Annotated in this window: 17 protein-coding genes; 1 reads left to right on the plus strand and 16 read right to left on the minus strand. The window is 48.9% G+C overall.

The window, feature by feature from the left end; genetic code table 11:
* Position 1 precedes the first annotated feature (1 nt).
* The 16 genes from rpsQ to rpoB all read right to left on the minus strand — a co-directional run bounded on the left by rpsQ (position 2) and on the right by rpoB (position 13585).
* Positions 2-283 (minus strand): 30S ribosomal protein S17, encoded by a 282-nt coding sequence (rpsQ, locus tag Pelsub_RS12790; RefSeq protein ID WP_116223355.1) that lies wholly within the window; start codon positions 281-283, stop codon positions 2-4.
* Positions 280-492 carry a 50S ribosomal protein L29 gene (rpmC, locus tag Pelsub_RS12795; protein WP_116223354.1) on the minus strand — a complete coding sequence of 71 codons (213 nt, stop codon included), beginning with the start codon at positions 490-492 and terminating at the stop codon, positions 280-282. Before rpmC ends, rpsQ begins: the two co-directional genes overlap by 4 nt.
* Positions 479-916, minus strand: coding sequence for a 50S ribosomal protein L16 (gene rplP / locus Pelsub_RS12800; RefSeq protein WP_116223353.1), 438 nt, complete (start codon positions 914-916; stop codon positions 479-481). Before rplP ends, rpmC begins: the two co-directional genes overlap by 14 nt.
* 47 nt (positions 917-963) lie before the next feature.
* Positions 964-1641, minus strand: coding sequence for a 30S ribosomal protein S3 (gene rpsC, locus Pelsub_RS12805; protein ID WP_116223352.1), 678 nt, complete (start codon positions 1639-1641; stop codon positions 964-966).
* Between the two features lie 52 nt (positions 1642-1693).
* A complete protein-coding gene (gene rplV / locus Pelsub_RS12810) occupies positions 1694-2029 on the minus strand; it encodes a 50S ribosomal protein L22 (protein ID WP_116223351.1) in 336 nt (111 codons plus the stop codon).
* Positions 2030-2035: 6 nt separating this feature from the next.
* Positions 2036-2317 (minus strand): 30S ribosomal protein S19, encoded by a 282-nt coding sequence (gene rpsS, locus Pelsub_RS12815; RefSeq protein ID WP_116223350.1) that lies wholly within the window; start codon positions 2315-2317, stop codon positions 2036-2038.
* Positions 2318-2346: 29 nt separating this feature from the next.
* The gene (gene rplB / locus Pelsub_RS12820) at positions 2347-3183 is read right to left on the minus strand and encodes a 50S ribosomal protein L2 (RefSeq protein ID WP_116223349.1); all 837 of its coding nucleotides are present in this window, start codon (positions 3181-3183) and stop codon (positions 2347-2349) included.
* Positions 3183-3485 carry a 50S ribosomal protein L23 gene (rplW, locus tag Pelsub_RS12825; RefSeq protein WP_116223348.1) on the minus strand — a complete coding sequence of 101 codons (303 nt, stop codon included), beginning with the start codon at positions 3483-3485 and terminating at the stop codon, positions 3183-3185. Before rplW ends, rplB begins: the two co-directional genes overlap by 1 nt.
* On the minus strand, positions 3482-4126 hold the full coding sequence (gene rplD, locus Pelsub_RS12830) for a 50S ribosomal protein L4 (RefSeq protein WP_116223347.1): 645 nt from the start codon (positions 4124-4126) through the stop codon (positions 3482-3484). Before rplD ends, rplW begins: the two co-directional genes overlap by 4 nt.
* 47 nt (positions 4127-4173) lie before the next feature.
* On the minus strand, positions 4174-4803 hold the full coding sequence (rplC, locus tag Pelsub_RS12835) for a 50S ribosomal protein L3 (RefSeq protein WP_116223346.1): 630 nt from the start codon (positions 4801-4803) through the stop codon (positions 4174-4176).
* A gap of 208 nt (positions 4804-5011) precedes the next feature.
* Entirely contained in the window at positions 5012-5320 is a 309-nt protein-coding gene (gene rpsJ / locus Pelsub_RS12840) for a 30S ribosomal protein S10 (RefSeq protein WP_116223345.1), read from the minus strand.
* A gap of 12 nt (positions 5321-5332) precedes the next feature.
* The gene (gene tuf, locus Pelsub_RS12845) at positions 5333-6535 is read right to left on the minus strand and encodes an elongation factor Tu (RefSeq protein WP_116226398.1); all 1203 of its coding nucleotides are present in this window, start codon (positions 6533-6535) and stop codon (positions 5333-5335) included.
* 35 nt (positions 6536-6570) lie between these two features.
* Positions 6571-8628 (minus strand): elongation factor G, encoded by a 2058-nt coding sequence (fusA, locus tag Pelsub_RS12850; protein ID WP_116225442.1) that lies wholly within the window; start codon positions 8626-8628, stop codon positions 6571-6573.
* A 42-nt stretch (positions 8629-8670) separates the two neighbouring features.
* Positions 8671-9138 (minus strand): 30S ribosomal protein S7, encoded by a 468-nt coding sequence (rpsG, locus tag Pelsub_RS12855; RefSeq protein ID WP_116225443.1) that lies wholly within the window; start codon positions 9136-9138, stop codon positions 8671-8673.
* Between the two features lie 29 nt (positions 9139-9167).
* Positions 9168-9584 carry a 30S ribosomal protein S12 gene (gene rpsL, locus Pelsub_RS12860; protein WP_116225444.1) on the minus strand — a complete coding sequence of 139 codons (417 nt, stop codon included), beginning with the start codon at positions 9582-9584 and terminating at the stop codon, positions 9168-9170.
* Positions 9585-9667: 83 nt separating this feature from the next.
* Positions 9668-13585 carry a DNA-directed RNA polymerase subunit beta gene (gene rpoB, locus Pelsub_RS12865; RefSeq protein WP_116225445.1) on the minus strand — a complete coding sequence of 1306 codons (3918 nt, stop codon included), beginning with the start codon at positions 13583-13585 and terminating at the stop codon, positions 9668-9670.
* Between the two features lie 206 nt (positions 13586-13791).
* Between rpoB and Pelsub_RS12870 the strand changes: the two genes are divergently transcribed.
* Positions 13792-17160, plus strand: coding sequence for a flippase activity-associated protein Agl23 (locus Pelsub_RS12870; RefSeq protein ID WP_116225446.1), 3369 nt, complete (start codon positions 13792-13794; stop codon positions 17158-17160).
* Positions 17161-17178: the final 18 nt, after the last annotated feature.

A 17178-nucleotide genomic window follows, 5' to 3' on the forward strand; every position in this document is an offset into this window, starting at 1 on the left:
ACTAACCCTCTTCTTCTGCTACAGGTTTGGTTTCATCCACTTCCTGCCGGCTCAGAATTTTTTCTACCACGAAACATTTGTTCTTTGAAATCGGCTTGCTTTCAACAATTTGAACCTCATCGCCGACATTACAGCCCAGTTCATCATGGACAAACAGTTTCTTTGAGCTGTGTATTACTTTTTCGTATAACGGATGCCGGAAGGTACGAGTGACTTCGACAATCACAGTCTTGGTCATTTTATTTCCGGTTACCACGCCTTTTAATCTTCGACGAGTATTCATGCTTCACCTTCAACTTCTTTTTCCAACAATTTCTCATTCAGGATTGTCTCAAAACGAGCAATTGAACGACGAGCTTCTTTCAATTTGCTCGTATCGGTCAATTGACCGCTGACAGCCTGAAAGCGCAGATTCATATACTCTTTTTTGGCATCCAGCAACCTGGTGCGGATTTCCTCAGCGGGCATCAAGCGAATTTCAGACACTTTCATGTTTGCCTCCCATAATTTCCTGTTTGGCAATGACCTTAGTTCTGATTGAGAACTTATAGGAAGCTTGTTTCAACGCTTCCAATGAAGTATCCGCATCCAAACCGCCGACTTCAAACATAATTCTGCCGGGTTTTACCACAGCCGCCCAGAATTCAACAGCACCCTTACCTTTACCCATACGTGACTCTGCAGCGCGTTTGGTAATTGGTTTATCAGGGAAAATTCTGATCCAGACCTTTCCACGACGTTTCATGGTACGGACAATAGAACGGCGTGCTGCTTCAATTTGACGAGCAGAAACCCAGCCGGGCTCTAAAGCCTGCAAAGCATATTCACCACTGAGAATCTCAGCGCCGCGCAACGCTTTGCCTTTCATACGGCCGCGCATTTGCTTTCGATATTTAACTCTTTTTGGCATTAACATAATCAAAACCTCTTTATCAGTATCTACGTTGAGTTAATCGTTGGAGACTACTCGCTTACGTACACACCTTCAGTTTTTTCAATTTCTTCTTCTGTGCCCGGGAGTATTTCTCCCTTATAGACCCAAACTTTGATACCAATCTGACCGTAAGTGGTCAGTGCTTCCGTGCGAGCGAAATCAATATCGGCACGCAGCGTCTGCAGAGGAACACGGCCTTCACGCAGCCATGTGGTGCGGCACATTTCTGCGCCGTTCAAACGTCCGGCAACCTGAATCTTCACACCTTCAGCGCCCTGGCGAATGGCTTGTTGAATCGCGCGCTTCATAGCGCGGCGATAGCTGATACGCCGTTCAATCTGGGAAGCGATATTCATGGCGATCAAATAAGCGTCGCAATCAGGATTCTTGATCTCTTTAATTTCAAGATCAATTTTCTTGCTGGTCAGGTTTTCCAGGTCTTTTCTGAGAATTTTTACAGTCTCGCCTTTTCGACCAATCAGAATTCCGGGTTTCGCTGTATTCACAACGATGCGAACTTTACCGGGGTATCTTTCAATTTCAATTTGAGATACACCAGCTCTTTCACTGGCTTTTTTGATCATTTCACGGATCTTGATATCCTGGTGAAGCTGATCAATATAATTTTGTCCTTCAGCGTACCATCGCCCTTCCCAGGTGCGAATGATTCCCAGGCGCATTCCTACTGGATGTACTTTACGACCCATATTTTCTCCTGCTTGCTAATCCTATTCACTCTCGTTCTAATAATTCCTGCTTCTAAGCTTTCTCACGAAGCACAACTTTTACATGTGAGGAGCGCCGCAAAATCGGCTTAAATCTCCCGCGCGCACCAAATCTTCTCCATTTACGCAAAGGAGCATCATTAGCCATTATTTGATAGATAACCAAATCCTCACGGTTCATGCCGAAATTATTCTCGGCGTTAGCCATAGCGGAAGTAATCAGTTTGCTAACGGGTTCAGCAGCTTTCTTGTTTGTGAAACGCAAGATTGAAAGTGCTTCCTCGGCTGATTTACCGCGTACCAAATCAATAACCAAACGCATTTTCTGCGCGGAGACGGAACAATAATTCAGTTCAGCTTTTGCTTCCATATTCCATTATCCTCTCGCTGAAGATGATTTTTCCGCTACGTGGCCACGAAAATGGCGAGTAGGTGCAAATTCACCTAGCTTATGACCAACCATGTTTTCGGTGATGTATATCGGCACATGGCGCCGACCATCATGGATGGCAATAGTATGACCGACCATCTGAGGGAAAATCGTGCTCGCCCTGCTCCAGGTGCGGACTACTTTCTTCTCGTTTTTATCATTCATCTGTTCAATTTTTTTCAACAATTTCGGGGCAATGAACGGCCCTTTCTTTAAAGAACGTGACATCTTTCAGCTCCTGTGATTCTCCACATACTCTATCGCTTGCCAGCATTTCTGCTGCGAACAATATATTTATCGGTGCTCTTATTCTTGCGGGTCTTGTACCCAAGCGTGGGTTTGCCCCAAGGTGATTTCGGTCCGGGCATACCAATCGGGGAACGCCCTTCACCACCACCATGAGGATGATCACGAGGAGTCATCGCGCTGCCGCGAACTGCAGGCCGGATGCCCATATGGCGCTTACGACCAGCTTTACCTAATTTGATCTGTCCATGCTCCAAATTACCAACCTGTCCAATGCAAGCGGTACATTTTTGGCGGATCAAGCGAACTTCGCCGGAAGGCATACGAACCTGGGCATACTCACCTTCCTTGGCAAGTAGTTGAGCAGCCGCGCCAGCCGAGCGAACCAACTGTCCACCGGCGCCTTCGCGTATTTCCACATTGTGAACCATTGTGCCAACCGGGATTGCTGAAATGGGCAGACAATTGCCTGCACGAATTTCGGCAGCGGGGCCGGACATGACTTCGTCACCAACTTGCAGTCCCTGAGGAGCTACGATGTAGGTCTTCTCGCCGTCAGCATAAGTCAGCAAAGCCAAACGCGCTGTGCGCTTGGGGTCGTATTCAATGGCCGAAACTTTGGCAGGAATGCCGATTTTCGACCGTTTGAAATCTACGATTCTGACTCTCTGTTTGGAGCCGCCGCCTTGATGACGTACGGTAATACGACCATACACATTTCGGCCGGCTTTTTTCGATTTTGAGACAAGCAGTGAACGCTCGGGTTTTGTTTTGGTAATTTCCTCAAAACTCGATCCGGTCATACCTCGCTGACCAGGTGTCGTTGGTTTATAAATCTTTACACTCATTACTCTACTCCCTCAAAAATCGGAATACGGTCTTCAGGACTCAGGGTTACGATCGCTTTTTTGTAAGCCGATTTGCGAATGGCCATGCGACGATTACGTCCCCGCCGACTCACTTTAGGAGCGACGTTGATGATATTCACCTTTAATACTGTTACCTCAAACGCTGTTTCAACCGCTTCTTTTACCTGGGTGCGAGTTACATCCAGCGGTACTTCAAAGGAGAATTGATTCAGCTTTGAAGACTGGTAAGCTGTTTTTTCAGTGATCAAGGGTTTCTTCAATACGTCAAAAGCCGTGCTCATTTAGCCCTCTCTTTGACAGTCAAGAAGCTCTTCAGAACATCAATGGATGATTCTTCCATGATAATCTGGTCAAAACTCAACATGTCGCGAATATTCAAATATTTAGCCAATATAACTTTCACATGAGGAATGTTATCCGCCGAGAGCAGCACATCGATCTTGCTATCTTTCTCCGGAATGACCAACAAAGCGGTTTGCTTGCCGACGATTTTTTCAATCGCCTGTGCCAGCAACTTACTCTTAGGTTCCCCAAATGACAAATTGTCTACAATAACAACCGACTGTTCAGCAGCCTTGGCTGACAGTGCAGAGCGCACAGCCGCGCGGCGCATTTTGAGGGGCATCTTCAAGCTGTAATCACGTGAATGCGGTGTATGAATCTTGCCACCACCGACCCATTGTGCTGCACGGGTTGAACCCTGGCGCGCACGACCGGTACCCTTTTGGCGCCACGGCTTGCGACCGCCACCAGAGACATCACTGCGAACTTTGGTTTCATGAGTACCCAAACGCGCATTGGCCATTTGACGCACATAAGCTTGATGCATCAAATCCGGCTTGATAGGTGCCTCAAAAATTGAAGCCGGCAGCTCTATCTCTTTTACTTTACTTCCCTTTAAATCGACTACGTCTACTTTCATAATTCTTAGCTCCAAAAACGCGGTAAGTATCCCGCTGATTCGATCGTTTATTGCTTCCTGGCATCCTTGATTACAACCAGCCCACCGCGTGGACCAGGAACCGAGCCGTTTACGCCGATTAAATTCTTTTCAACATCAACCAGCACTACCTTTAAATTCTGGGAAGATACGCGTTCATTTCCCATGTGACCAGCCATCTTTTTGCCCTTAAAAACACGGCCGGGGGTTGTGGTAGCGCCGACAGAACCGGGAGCACGACCGCGATCGGATTGACCATGGGTCTTGGGACCGCCGCGGAAATTATGACGCTTCATGCCGCCCGCAAAGCCTTTACCTTTGCTAAAGCCAACAACATCTACACGTTTACCAACTTCAAATTGGGCAACGTCTACTTTATCGCCTTCTTTTACTTCCGGAGTACTGGTTCTGAATTCGCGCAGATAGCGAAGGGTGGGCAGTTCATTGCGTTTCAAATGACCCAATTGCCCGCCAGTTAATTTTGTTTCTTTTACTTCTTCGAAGCCAATCTGCACTGCGGAGTAGCCATCATTAGCTATGGTACGAATTTGTGTAACAAAACATGGCCCAGCCTCTATGATGGTTACCGGTAACGCGTTACCATCGTCACTAAAGACTTGGGTCATGCCAAGTTTTTTCCCAATCAGCCCTTTAAACATATTAACTTTTCTCCTAAAATATAAATTAATTTTTTTTGAGACTGTCAGCATGGGCAAGCTGCATCATCTCCTGGCAGTACAGTCAATCATTTCAAAGCCAAACTAATAAGTATTTTGACCGTTCGCTTTTAAAACGATTCTTGTTCTGTCGAATTCAGTTGTAAAACCGCAAAATTTTACCACAAAACAAAAATTTGTTCAAACCCGATTATATCTTGATTTCAATATCTACGCCCGCGGGCAGATTTAATCGCATCAACATATCAATTGTTTTTGAATCCGGATCCATCACATCAATAATCCGATTGTGTGTCCTGATCTCAAAGTGTTCATGAGAGTCCTTATCAATAAAGGTCGATCTCCGGACAGTAAACTTTTCAATGTTGGTGGGCAACGGCACCGGGCCAACGACTTTAGCACCACTGCGCTCGGCAGTTTCTACAATTCTTTTGGCTGACTGATCCAAAACTCGATGATCGTAAGCCTTTAGTCTGATACGAATTTTTTGTTTTGCCATTTCCTTTTATACCTATTCCAAAATTTGGGTGATGACGCCCGCACCAACAGTGAGGCCGCCTTCGCGGATGGCGAACTGGGAACCCTGTTCCAAAGCAACGGGGATGATCAATTCGACCTTCATGTTGACATTATCGCCAGGCATAACCATTTCAACATCAGCGGGCAATTCAATATTGCCGGTCACATCCATGGTGCGGATGTAGAATTGCGGGCGATAGCCGGTGAAGAACGGTTTGTGACGTCCGCCTTCTTCGCGCTTCAGAACGTACACTTCAGCGTTGAATTTGGTGTGGGGGGTGATGCTCTTGGGAGCTGCAACCACCATACCGCGTTCCACGTCGGTGCGCTCAACACCGCGCAGCAATAAACCAGCGTTATCGCCGGCCATACCTTCGTTCAGGGTCTTGTGGAACATTTCCACGCCGGTGACGACGGTGGGCATGCTCTTTTCACGCAGACCGACAATCTCGACTGCTTCGCCAACCTTGACCTTGCCGCGATCGATACGTCCGGTGACCACGGTGCCGCGGCCCTTGATGGAGAAGACGTCCTCAACGGGCATCATGAAGGGTTTGTCCACGTCACGCTGCGGATCGGGGAAGTATGCGTCGATGGTGTCCATCAATTCCTTGATGCAGGCATATTCGGGCGCTTCCGGATCGGTGGAGTCGCTCTCCAAAGCCTTCAGGGCGCTGCCGCGGATGATCGGAATCTCATCGCCGGGGAATTTGTAGCTGGTCAGCATTTCGCGCAGTTCCAGTTCAACCAGTTCCAACAGTTCCGGGTCGTCCATCATGTCGACTTTGTTCAAGAAGACAACGATGTTGGGGACTTCCACCTGGTGGGCCAGCAGAACGTGCTCACGTGTCTGGGGCATGGGGCCATCGGGGGCTGCCACAACCAGAATGGCGCCGTCAACCTGGGCCGCGCCGGTGATCATGTTCTTGATGTAGTCACGGTGGCCGGGCATATCCACATGCGCGTAGTGGCGCTTGGGGGTCTCGTATTCCACGTGAGCAATATTGATGGTGATACCGCGGGCTTTCTCTTCCGGCGCATTATCGATGGTATCGAATGCGCGAAAATCCGCCATACCGCGAATGGCGGCATATTTGGTGATAGCAGCGGTGAGCGTGGTCTTGCCATGGTCAATGTGACCCATGGTGCCCACGTTCATGTGCGGCTTCGTTCGTTCGTAAGTTTCCTTTGCCATATTAATCTCCTTATGATAACACTGTTAATCGTAAATTAATTTTTTATTTCTTCTGTGGTGGGCGCATAATGTGAGAATTCCATGGAAAACACACCGCGTCCCTGGGTTGCCGAACGAAGATCAGTCGCATACCCAAACATTCCTGCTAAGGGTACGTTCGCGTGTACTGCCTGCGCATTACCGGGTTTGGGTTCCATTCCGGTAATTTCCGCTTTTCGCGAACTTAATTGTCCCAAAACGTCTCCAAGATATTCATCCGGAATTACTACTTCAACGCCCATAATAGGCTGCAGCAAAGTCGGACTGCCTTTTTCAATACCTTCACGGAAGGCGAAAGTGGCTGCCATCTTAAAAGCCATTTCACTTGAATCTACCTCATGGTAGGAACCATCATAGAAAGTCACCAAGACATCGGTAACCGGATATCCAGCAATAACGCCTGCCTCAGCCGCTTCTTTTACACCGGTTTCAACAGCCTTGAAATATTCGGTTGGTACCGAGCCTTTGGTAATTTTATTCTCAAATTTAATGCCGCTGCCCTGCTCCATGGGTTCCATGGAGAAGACTACATGGCCATATTGACCATGACCGCCGGTCTGTTTGGCATACTTGTAATCAACCTTGGGCACCTTACGCGTAATTGTCTCGCGGAAGGACACGCGCGGCTTGCCAACATTGGCCTGAACGCCGAATTCCCGCATCATACGATCCACCAGGATTTCCAAGTGCAACTCACCCATACCGGAGATAATCGTTTGGCCAGTGTTTTCATCCACATGGACTCTAAACGTGGGATCTTCTTCTGATAATTTCTGCAGTGCGTTAGCCAGTTTATCCTGGTCGGCCAGTGTTTTCGGTTCGATAGCGACGAAGATGACCGGTTCAGGGAACGCAATACGTTCCAGAACAATCGGGTCATGCGCCGAGCAGATGGTATCACCCGTGGATGCGTTCTTCAGACCCAATACAGCGCCGATATCGCCAGCGCCAATCTCCGCCAGATCTTCACGATGATCAGCATAAACACGAATCAGACGGCCAACACGTTCCTTCTTTTGGTTGGAAGAGTTGTAGGCCATTACACCCTGTTCCAATTTACCGGAGTAAACACGGAAATAGGCCATACGCCCCGCATAAGGATCGGAAACAATCTTGAAGATCAACGCGCACAACGGCTCATCCAATGAATTGTTGCGCACAATTTCTTTTTCAGTATGGGGATCCGTTCCCTTCACAGGCGGCACTTCCGCCGGCGAGGGTAAATAATCGATAACAGCATCCAACAGCAGCTGAACGCCCTTGTTTTTCAAGGATGAACCGCAGAAGACAGGTGTAGCCGTATTTGTCAGGACAGCATGACGGATGGCCGCTTTCAATTCCGGAACAGTTATTTCTTCGCCTTCCAGGAATTTAACCACCAAGTTGTCATCCAGTTCAGCAATTCTTTCAACCAGCACTGCCCGCTGCTCTTTGGCATCTTCCAACATATCGGCAGGGATTTCCTCCACCACCGGTTCTGAACCCATTTCGTCTTTCCAGAAAATCGCTTTCATATTCAAGAGGTCAATGACGCCCTTGAAATCAGCTTCTTTACCGATCTGGATTTGCATTTGCAGGGGATTAGCCCCCAACTTCTCGCGAATGGTCTGAATTGAATAACTATAGGACGCACCCATGCGATCCAGCTTATTTACAAAGCAAATGCGGGGGACGTTATAGCGATCAGCCTGACGCCAAACCGTTTCACTTTGCGGTTCAACGCCCTGCACACCATCAAAGACAACCACCCCACCATCCAAGACGCGCAAGGAGCGCTGAACCTCGGCGGTGAAATCGATATGTCCGGGAGTGTCAATCAGATTGATCTGATAGTCTTTCCATTCGGTAGTAATAGCAGCGGAAACAATGGTAATCCCCCGTTCCCGCTCCTGATCCATCCAATCCGTAACAGTGGTTCCGTCATCGACGGAACCCATCTTATACGTTTTTCCAGTGTAAAACAAAATACGTTCAGTAGTTGTTGTTTTACCTGCATCAATATGAGCGATTACCCCGATATTTCGCATTCTTTCAAAAGGATATTCCCGCGTCATACCCGGCACCTCACACCACTGAACATCGACTGTTAAAGTAGACTAAAACCTAAAATGAGAGAAGGCGCGATTTGCCTCCGCCATTTTATGCGTTTCTTCTTTTTTCTTAATTGCAGATCCCTGATTGTTGGCAGCATCCAAAATCTCAGCTGACAATTTTTCTGCAAACGACTTTCCCGCGCGGCTGCGTGTGGCACCCAGGATCCAGCGAATCGCCAGGGTCAACTTGCGATCCGGCTCAACCTCCATAGGAACCTGGTAAGTGGCGCCACCAACACGACGAGGGCGGACTTCCATGACCGGGCCGACATTCTTGAATGCCGTATCCAGCACTTCCGCCGCGTTCTTCTTGGTTTTGTCTTCAACGATATCCAGCGCATCGTAAACGATACGGGTAGCGGTACTCTTTTTACCTTGAATCAAAACATGATTGATCAGGACCTGAACATTGGTATTGTTATAGCGGAGATCAGGCTCAACTGTTCGTTTTTCTGGTTTTGTCCTACGCATTCAATAACTCCATCTCGATAATTGCAAATTTATTTAGGCATTTTGGTGCCGTATTTGGAACGGCTGGAATTGCGATCATTCACGCCGGTCGTATCCAAAGTGCCGCGCACAATGTGGTAGCGAACGCCAGGCAGATCTTTAACACGACCGCCGCGAACCATAACCACGGAGTGCTCCTGCAATTGGTGGCCTTCACCGGGAATGTACGCTGTAACTTCAATCTGATTGGTCAGACGAACACGAGCAATCTTCCGCAAAGCGGAGTTAGGTTTCTTAGGCGTCATTGTCCTCACGACCGTGCAAACGCCACGTTTCTGCGGCGCGCCCTTTGGCTGGCGTACACGACGCTGTTTATTGGTATTGAACGTATAGAGCAGCGCAGGCGCTTTGCTCTTTACTTTTTTACTCGTACGACCTTTTCGAATCAGTTGATTGATAGTTGGCACCTTTCAGCCTCCAAATAAATTATAAAACTTAGCTACAGACACGAAGTCGGAGTATATCATACAGAATACTCACCGTCAACTCATTATGACAGGAAATTGTCAATATTTGAGCCCAATCCCAGCAATCCTGTTGAGATTTTGGGCGGTTTGACTTTCTCTTCGTCCTTCCCGAACTTAATAATATCACCGGATTCCATTTCTGCCTCAACTGCCAAGCCAAGACTTTGCAGCTCTTTCACCAAGACACGGAAGGAAGCCGGCAAACTGGGTTCCTCAATTGCTTCGCCCTTTACAATGGCTTCATAGGAAGATACACGACCTTGAACGTCATCGGACTTGACTGTCAGCATTTCCTGCAGCGTATAGGCCGCACCGTAAGCCTCCAGGGCCCAAACTTCCATCTCACCAAAGCGTTGGCCGCCGAATTGCGCCTTGCCGCCCAAAGGCTGCTGCGTTACGAGGCTGTATGGGCCGGTTGAACGCGCGTGCACCTTATCTTCGACAAGGTGATGCAATTTCAGGATAGTCATAATACCGACGGTAACGGATTGCCCAAAGGGCATGCCGGTTTTCCCGTTGCGAATGACTTGTTTACCTAAAATAGGCATGGGGTTTTCAGCTTCGACCATGTAAGCTTCCGCTTTCTCACGGATGTTTTCATCTTTAACACGGCTGACATTGACGCCATTATTTTCCAGCCAAATACGCAGGCAGATTTCAATAGCTTTTTCGTCGCGCCGGTCAGATTCGGTATCCAGCGCTGAGATGCTGTCAAACGAGAGACAACCTTCCGGTTCGTATCCTTTATCACGCAGCCATTCCGTTAAGGTGGCGCGACGCGCATAGGTCAAATCGGTCTTGAAGCGGAAGATATCGTAATCCTTCTCACCCAACCAGTTTTCCAGATAGAGCAAACGGACTTCTTCGTCATCCTTGATCATATCCGGCTCAAAGCCCTGATCCTTAATCCAATCCCAAGCCTTGGTGCCAATTTCTTTCCAGGCGGCATCAATCAACCAGGCACGGCCCAGTTCCGCCTCAATTTCCTTTTCATTGGCGCCGTCAAAGACAGGCGTAATGGCTCTGAAACCAAGGCGAGAGGCCGCCCAACCCAGGTGAGTCTCCAATACCTGACCGATATTCATACGGCCAGGGACACCCAACGGGTTCAAAATGATGTCGACGGGGGTACCGTCATCCAACATGGGCATATCTTCCACAGGGATAACACGGGAAACCACACCCTTGTTTCCATGACGGCCGGCCATCTTATCTCCGGCGGTCAGCTTGCGCAGCTGCGCAACCGAAACGCGCACCATCTTTTCAACACCAGCGGACAAATCAGTGTTTTCTTCACGGGTGAAGACTTTGACTTCCACGACTTTACCGCGCTCGCCATGCGGCATGCGCAGGGAAGTATCTTTCACATCACGGGACTTTTCACCGAAAATGGCGCGCAACAGGCGTTCTTCAGGAGTGAGTTCTTTTTCACCTTTAGGTGTGATCTTGCCAACCAGAATGTCATTGGGGCCAACCTCGGCACCCAGACGGACAATACCGTCCTCATCCAGGTCTTTGATAGCGTCGTCGCCGACATTGGGGATATCACGCGTGATCTCTTCCGGGCCTAATTTGGTATCGCGCGCTTCCACTTCATACTTCTCAATATGCACGGAAGTAAAGCGATCCTGCTGAACAAGGCGTTCGGAAATCAGGATGGCATCTTCAAAGTTACCGCCTTCCCACGAGAGGAACGCAATGGTTACGTTTTGGCCCAAAGCCAGATTGCCATCCACGGTAGAAGAAGAATCCGCGATGACATCACCCACATGCACGCGCTGGCCTTTTTTGACGACCGGGCGTTGATCGATGCATGTACTCTGATTTGACCGTTGATACTTGCGCAAATGATAGGTGCGCACGCCGTCGGAGGTCCGCAGTGTAACCTGCTCACCATTGACGGAAAGCACTTCACCTTCCTGATCGGCAATAATAACCTGGCCCGAATCCATAGCAGCGTAGCGTTCCATACCGGTGGAAACCATCGGCTGGTCAGGAGAGACCAAAGGCACCGCTTGCGCCATCATGTTCGAACCCATCAAGGCACGGTTGGCATCGTCATGCTCCAGGAAGGGAATCAACGAAGCGCTGATACCCACAATCTGGTGCGGCGCGACATCCATGAAATCAATGCGTTCCGGCCGGCTCATAATGAAGTCGGAATGGAAACGCGAGGAAATTCGATTGGTGGCAAATTCCTGCAGCTCTTGCAGAGGCGTGTTGGCTTGGGCAATGTTGAATTTATCTTCCGCATCGGCAGACAGATATTCAATTTCGTCAGACACAAAGGGATTTACCGGAACAGTTTTTACGCCCTTATCCTTCAGCTTGCCAAGCACATCTGCTGTGACCAGATCACCCTGCTTGAGCAGCACATCGCCGCTTTCAGTGAGTACATCTTCACGAGCCACGCGCCCTTCCAGACGCTTGTCCTTAAGAGGCAGGGTGTTATAAACCTTGCGATAAGGTGTTTCGATAAAGCCGTATTCATTTACTTTCGCAAATGAAGCCAGACGGCCGATCAAACCAATGTTCGGGCCTTCTGGTGTTTCAATGGGGCAAATGCGGCCATAGTGCGAGTTGTGGACATCACGGACGTCAAAACCGGCACGGTCACGGCGCAAGCCGCCAGGGCCTAACGCGGACAGCGTGCGCTTGTGGCGCAATTCCGCCAGCGGGTTGGTTTGATCCATGAATTGTGAAAGCTGGCTGGAACCAAAGAACTCACGCAGGGCAGCAATCATAGGACGAATGTTGATGAGACTGACCGGAGAAACCTGGTCCTGCTCACGAATCGACATACGTTCCTTAATTACGCGTTCCATGCGGCGCATACCAATGCGCAGTTTGTTCTGGATTAATTCGCCGACTGTTTTCACACGGCGGTTGCCAAGATGATCGATATCATCCTTTTCTTCCAGATCATTGTTGATCATAATCATGCGGCGCACCAGATAGATGATGTCCCATTTGGTGATGGTGCGGTGTGAAACCGGGATGCGCGCCGACAGATCCAATTTTTGGTTAAGTTTGTAGCGCCCTACTCTTTCCAGGTCATAATGACGCTGGTCAAACAGTTGCTGCTCCAAGAATTCCCGGGCGTTTTCTAGCGTGGCCGGATCACCGGGGCGCATCTTGCGGAAGAATTCCAGCAAAGCCGCTTCGGCGATGGTTCGGCCGTCCGAGAGATCCCATTCCGGTTCCTGACGAATTGTATTGGCAACGTATAAGCGATCGGTATCCTTGTCGATATCCTTGAAGAATTCAAGCAGCTCTTCATCGGTACCGTACTTTAAAGGAGACTCTTCCAGTCCATCATCCACCGCGCACAAGGCACGTAAAAAGATGGTGATGGGGACAGAGCGTTTGCGGTTGAATTTCAAGATGAGGTAATCATTTTTACGCGTCTCGAATTCCATCCAGGCACCGCGGTCAGGGATCAGTTTGGCAGTAGCCAACTTGCGGCCGGTAGCGCGGTTGATCGGTGCGTCAAAATAAACGCCGGGAGAACGGATTAATTGCGAGACAACCACACGTTCTGTGCCATTAATAATGAAAGTCCCTTTATCCGTCATCTCCGGGAAGTCGCCCAGGAAAATATCCTGTTTGATTGGCTCGGGCACTTCAGGCCCAGCCAACAAGACGGAAACATAGAGCGGCGATGAATAAGTCAGGTCGCGCTCCAAACATTCTTCGATGGAATTCTTCGGTTCTTCGAACCAATATTTCAGGTCAAAGTCTTTTACTTCCGAAGAATTGCTGGGAAAGTAAAGTTTGATACCCTTGTTGTATGATTCAATTGGGGAAATCTCAGTAAACAGATCGGCCAGGCCGGTAGTCTTTAATCTTTGAAAAGATTCTTTCTGGACTTCAATCAAATTGGGAATTTCAAGGATTGAATGAATACGGGCGTACGATTTCTCCGGTAAGTCAGAGTTCATTTATTTCTCCTGGTCAACTTGCTTAATAATATAATCAGCTGTACATTTGGCAAACGGATATTGTAACAAATATAACCATTTCGGTCAATATTGTTATCTTGGTAATAACTGCATTGAAATGGATATTATTTACCCCTTCTCTTATAATAAATATTGCCATTCAACAAATGATTCTACCAGTTTTTAAACTGTAATGAGGTAAAAGCATGCAAACCAGTTTGGACAAATCTCTGCGGTCGTTATTCGGCAAGGTCACTTTCCGCCACGTAATGATCGCTATTATCATCATCCTGACCATTATCACCCGACTTTACAATCTGGACGCACGTGTGATGGCCCATGACGAAGTCAACCACGTTGTGCCCTCATTTGACTTATACTCGGGAAGAGGTTACCACCAGGATCCCGTCACCCATGGGCCGCTTCAATTCCACCTGATAGCGCTGTGCTATTTTCTGTTTGGCGACAATGATTTCACCTCCCGCCTGCCGCACGCATTATTCAGCATCGCCACTGTGGCTTTTGTGCTGATCGCATACCGCCGATATTTAGGGAAAATCGGTTCACTGGCGGCAGGGCTGTTTTTCGCGATTTCGCCGTACATGATGTTTTATGGGCGCTATACGCGCAACGAAGCCATTTGCGCTTTCCTGAGCGTCGCCACCATTTACTATGTGCTGCGTTACCTTGAGGACGGCAAGCTTTCCCACCTGTTTGGTGTGGTGATCACCCTCGCGTTGAATTTCACCGCGAAAGAAACCGCCTACATCTTTACCGCAGAGATGCTGATCTTTCTTTTTATCGTTGCGATACGAGACTTCCTTAAAATGGATTGGACAGACGACAAGCTCCGCAAAGAGACCATTTTGTTCAATACTGTTGGGGCATTCCTTTTGATCGCCGCACTGGTTTTCTCCATACTGCTGATGAAGAACATCAATAACGCCGTGCTGGCCGAGCAAATCATCATTCCGGACGCCGACCTTCAGGCTACCAACAACATCCTTTCTGTGTTTGTTTTGATGTCCCCGCTGCTGCAAGCCTTTCTGCCCATCATGCTGGTGCTGTTGACAGCCATTATTTTCCTGTTGGTTGTTCGCGAAAGACTCCATTGGGACAAACTGAGCCAATCCCGTTCCTTTTCCTTAATGATGTTGTTGATCACACTGGTACTGCCGCTGTTGTCGGCTTTTCCGGTCGGCCTGGCGGGAATTTCGGCGATTGATTACACCAACACGCTCAGTATCTTATCCGATTACATCTACCTTTCCTTTTTTATCGGCCTGAGCATTGTGTTTGGAATTATTTGGCAGCCCAAAGAGTGGTGGAAATATGCCGCGGTTTTCTTTGGGATTTACATACTCTTTTTCACCACCTTCTTCACCAATTCACTCGGTATCCTGACCGGCATGGTTGGATCGCTGGGCCACTGGATGGCACAGCAGGACGTACAGCGCGGCGGACAACCTTTATATTACTTCGCCTTGATTCAAATTCCCATCTACGAGTTCCTGGGCGCGATCGGCACGATCCTGGCATTTGTACTGGGCATCCGGCGTAAATCCTTCTGGAGCAGCTACACACGCATTGAGGACGAACAGGAAATTTCCATAAGCCTTCCTATTCCGGGGATTTTCATTTACTGGACAATACTGTCGCTAATCGCTTATTCCATTGCCGGAGAGAAAATGCCGTGGATAACCGTGCATATCGCATTTTCCATGCTGCTGTGCGCAGGCTGGTTGGTTGAAAAACTATTTGAAAGCAAGGCTAAATTAACTTTCAACCGCGCGCAAAAAAGCAGATATTTCCTGCTGGCACTGACATTCACCTTTCTGGTAATCCTGCTAATTTTGCAGCTATTGGGCGCACACTACCCCTTCCAAAGCAAGACCCAGGAACACTTAGGGGACACAACGCACTTCTTCTTCCTGCTTCTGGCTGCCATTCTGACGGGGTACTTCCTTTTCCGGCAAGAATCAAAGATAAACTGGCACCGATTGGGTATCAATGTTTGCCTGGCGTTATTCATTATTATGTCGGTTGTAACAGCGCGCAGCGCTTATCGCGCCTCATTTATCAACTATGATTACCCCTATGAGTATTTGGTCTATGCGCATGCTTCTGATGGACCCAAAATCATCCTCAAGCAAGTTGAAGAAATTTCAGAGAGGTTGACCGGGGGGCTGGACATCAAGGTAGCCTACGACAACCATGGTTTGTACCCGTATTGGTGGTATCTGCGCAACTACCCCAACAAGATTGTTTACATGGAAAACCCCACCCGTTCGCTCGAAGAAGCCGACCTGATCATAGCCGGCCCCGATAAGTATGACAAAATCGACGCCATTGTGCGGGACAATTACTATGTATATGAATACAGCCGCTTGTGGTGGCCCAACCAGGATTACTTCGGCCTGACATGGGAACGGATTTCTTACGCGTTGAAGAACCCGGAAATGCGCCAGGCAATTTTCAATATATGGTTGAGCCGCGATTACAGCCTATATGCCGAAATTAATAATAACGACTTCCTGACGCTGGACAACTGGCTGCCGTGTGAAAAAATGCGTTTCTATGTGCGCAAGGATATCGCCGCGCAAATGTGGCAGTTGAATACCGAGGCCGCCTTACAGCAGGTGGTGGATAGTGACCCGTACGTTGAAAAGACCGTATCCAGGCAAGCAGATTTCTTTATTGGGATCAGCGGCGCCAATCCGGGTGAACTGAACACACCGCACGGCATCGATATCGCGCCGGATGGTTCAATTTTCGTGGCGGATTCCGGCAATAACCGTATCGAGAAATTCTCCACAGACGGAGTGCTATTGGAGACATACGGCACCTACGCGAATGCTCTGGAAGGCGAAGCTCCAGGTGGAACAATGAATCAACCCTGGGACGTGGCTGTTGGACCGGACGGATCCATATACGTAGCGGATACCTTTAACCACCGCATTCAAAAACTCAGCTCGGACGGGAAATTCATCAAGATGCGGGGAACTTTCGCGCAGGGTGACGATCCCGATGACCTGTGGGGACCGCGCGGTATCGCAGTAACTCCCAACGGGAATGTACTGGTAACCGATACGGGCAACAAACGCGTGCTGGTTTTTGACCGGAATCTTAATTACCTGACCCAATTTGGCGGCGCTGGTTTTGACGCAGGCCAGTTTGATGAACCGGTAGGAATCGCCATCAACGCTGAGGGATTGGTAGCCGTGGCCGACACCTGGAACCGGCGCGTTCAAGTCTTCCAACCGGACGCAGATGGGATGATTTACACGCAAGTAAGCGCATTTGACGTGGACGCCTGGTATGGTTCCGGCATTGATAATAAACCCTACATCACCATCAGCCCCGACGACACGATCCTGGTGTCCGATCCGGAAGGCAACCGTATTTTGGAATTTACCATGGAAGGTCTGTTCCTGCAGGGCTGGGAGGATCTGGCCCCGTCCAGCGAAATCTTTAGCCGGCCTTACGGCCTGGATTTCGATGACCAGGGTAATTTATGGGCAGCGGATGCAGCTTCGAATATGGTGCTGCGGTTTGCGTATTCGGTAAGTGAATAAGACGCGCCGGCAGCTAAT

This window comes from Pelolinea submarina (genome assembly GCF_003966975.1).
Lineage (GTDB): Bacteria > Chloroflexota > Anaerolineae > Anaerolineales > Anaerolineaceae > Pelolinea > Pelolinea submarina.

What these genes read in the sequence shown, in the direction of transcription:
- rplP (WP_116223353.1), bottom strand. Translation starts at nt 916, where the DNA reads ATGTTAATGCCAAAAAGAGTTAAATATCGAAAGCAAATGCGCGGCCGT.
- Pelsub_RS12870 (WP_116225446.1), top strand. Translation starts at nt 13,792, where the DNA reads ATGCAAACCAGTTTGGACAAATCTCTGCGGTCGTTATTCGGCAAGGTC.
- rplC (WP_116223346.1), bottom strand. Translation starts at nt 4,803, where the DNA reads ATGTTTAAAGGGCTGATTGGGAAAAAACTTGGCATGACCCAAGTCTTT.
- rpmC (WP_116223354.1), bottom strand. Translation starts at nt 492, where the DNA reads ATGAAAGTGTCTGAAATTCGCTTGATGCCCGCTGAGGAAATCCGCACC.
- rpsC (WP_116223352.1), bottom strand. Translation starts at nt 1,641, where the DNA reads ATGGGTCGTAAAGTACATCCAGTAGGAATGCGCCTGGGAATCATTCGC.
- rpsG (WP_116225443.1), bottom strand. Translation starts at nt 9,138, where the DNA reads ATGCGTAGGACAAAACCAGAAAAACGAACAGTTGAGCCTGATCTCCGC.
- rpsJ (WP_116223345.1), bottom strand. Translation starts at nt 5,320, where the DNA reads ATGGCAAAACAAAAAATTCGTATCAGACTAAAGGCTTACGATCATCGA.
- rplW (WP_116223348.1), bottom strand. Translation starts at nt 3,485, where the DNA reads ATGAGCACGGCTTTTGACGTATTGAAGAAACCCTTGATCACTGAAAAA.
- rpsQ (WP_116223355.1), bottom strand. Translation starts at nt 283, where the DNA reads ATGAATACTCGTCGAAGATTAAAAGGCGTGGTAACCGGAAATAAAATG.
- rplD (WP_116223347.1), bottom strand. Translation starts at nt 4,126, where the DNA reads ATGAAAGTAGACGTAGTCGATTTAAAGGGAAGTAAAGTAAAAGAGATA.
- rplV (WP_116223351.1), bottom strand. Translation starts at nt 2,029, where the DNA reads ATGGAAGCAAAAGCTGAACTGAATTATTGTTCCGTCTCCGCGCAGAAA.
- fusA (WP_116225442.1), bottom strand. Translation starts at nt 8,628, where the DNA reads ATGACGCGGGAATATCCTTTTGAAAGAATGCGAAATATCGGGGTAATC.
- rpsS (WP_116223350.1), bottom strand. Translation starts at nt 2,317, where the DNA reads ATGTCACGTTCTTTAAAGAAAGGGCCGTTCATTGCCCCGAAATTGTTG.
- rpoB (WP_116225445.1), bottom strand. Translation starts at nt 13,585, where the DNA reads ATGAACTCTGACTTACCGGAGAAATCGTACGCCCGTATTCATTCAATC.
- rplB (WP_116223349.1), bottom strand. Translation starts at nt 3,183, where the DNA reads ATGAGTGTAAAGATTTATAAACCAACGACACCTGGTCAGCGAGGTATG.
- tuf (WP_116226398.1), bottom strand. Translation starts at nt 6,535, where the DNA reads ATGGCAAAGGAAACTTACGAACGAACGAAGCCGCACATGAACGTGGGC.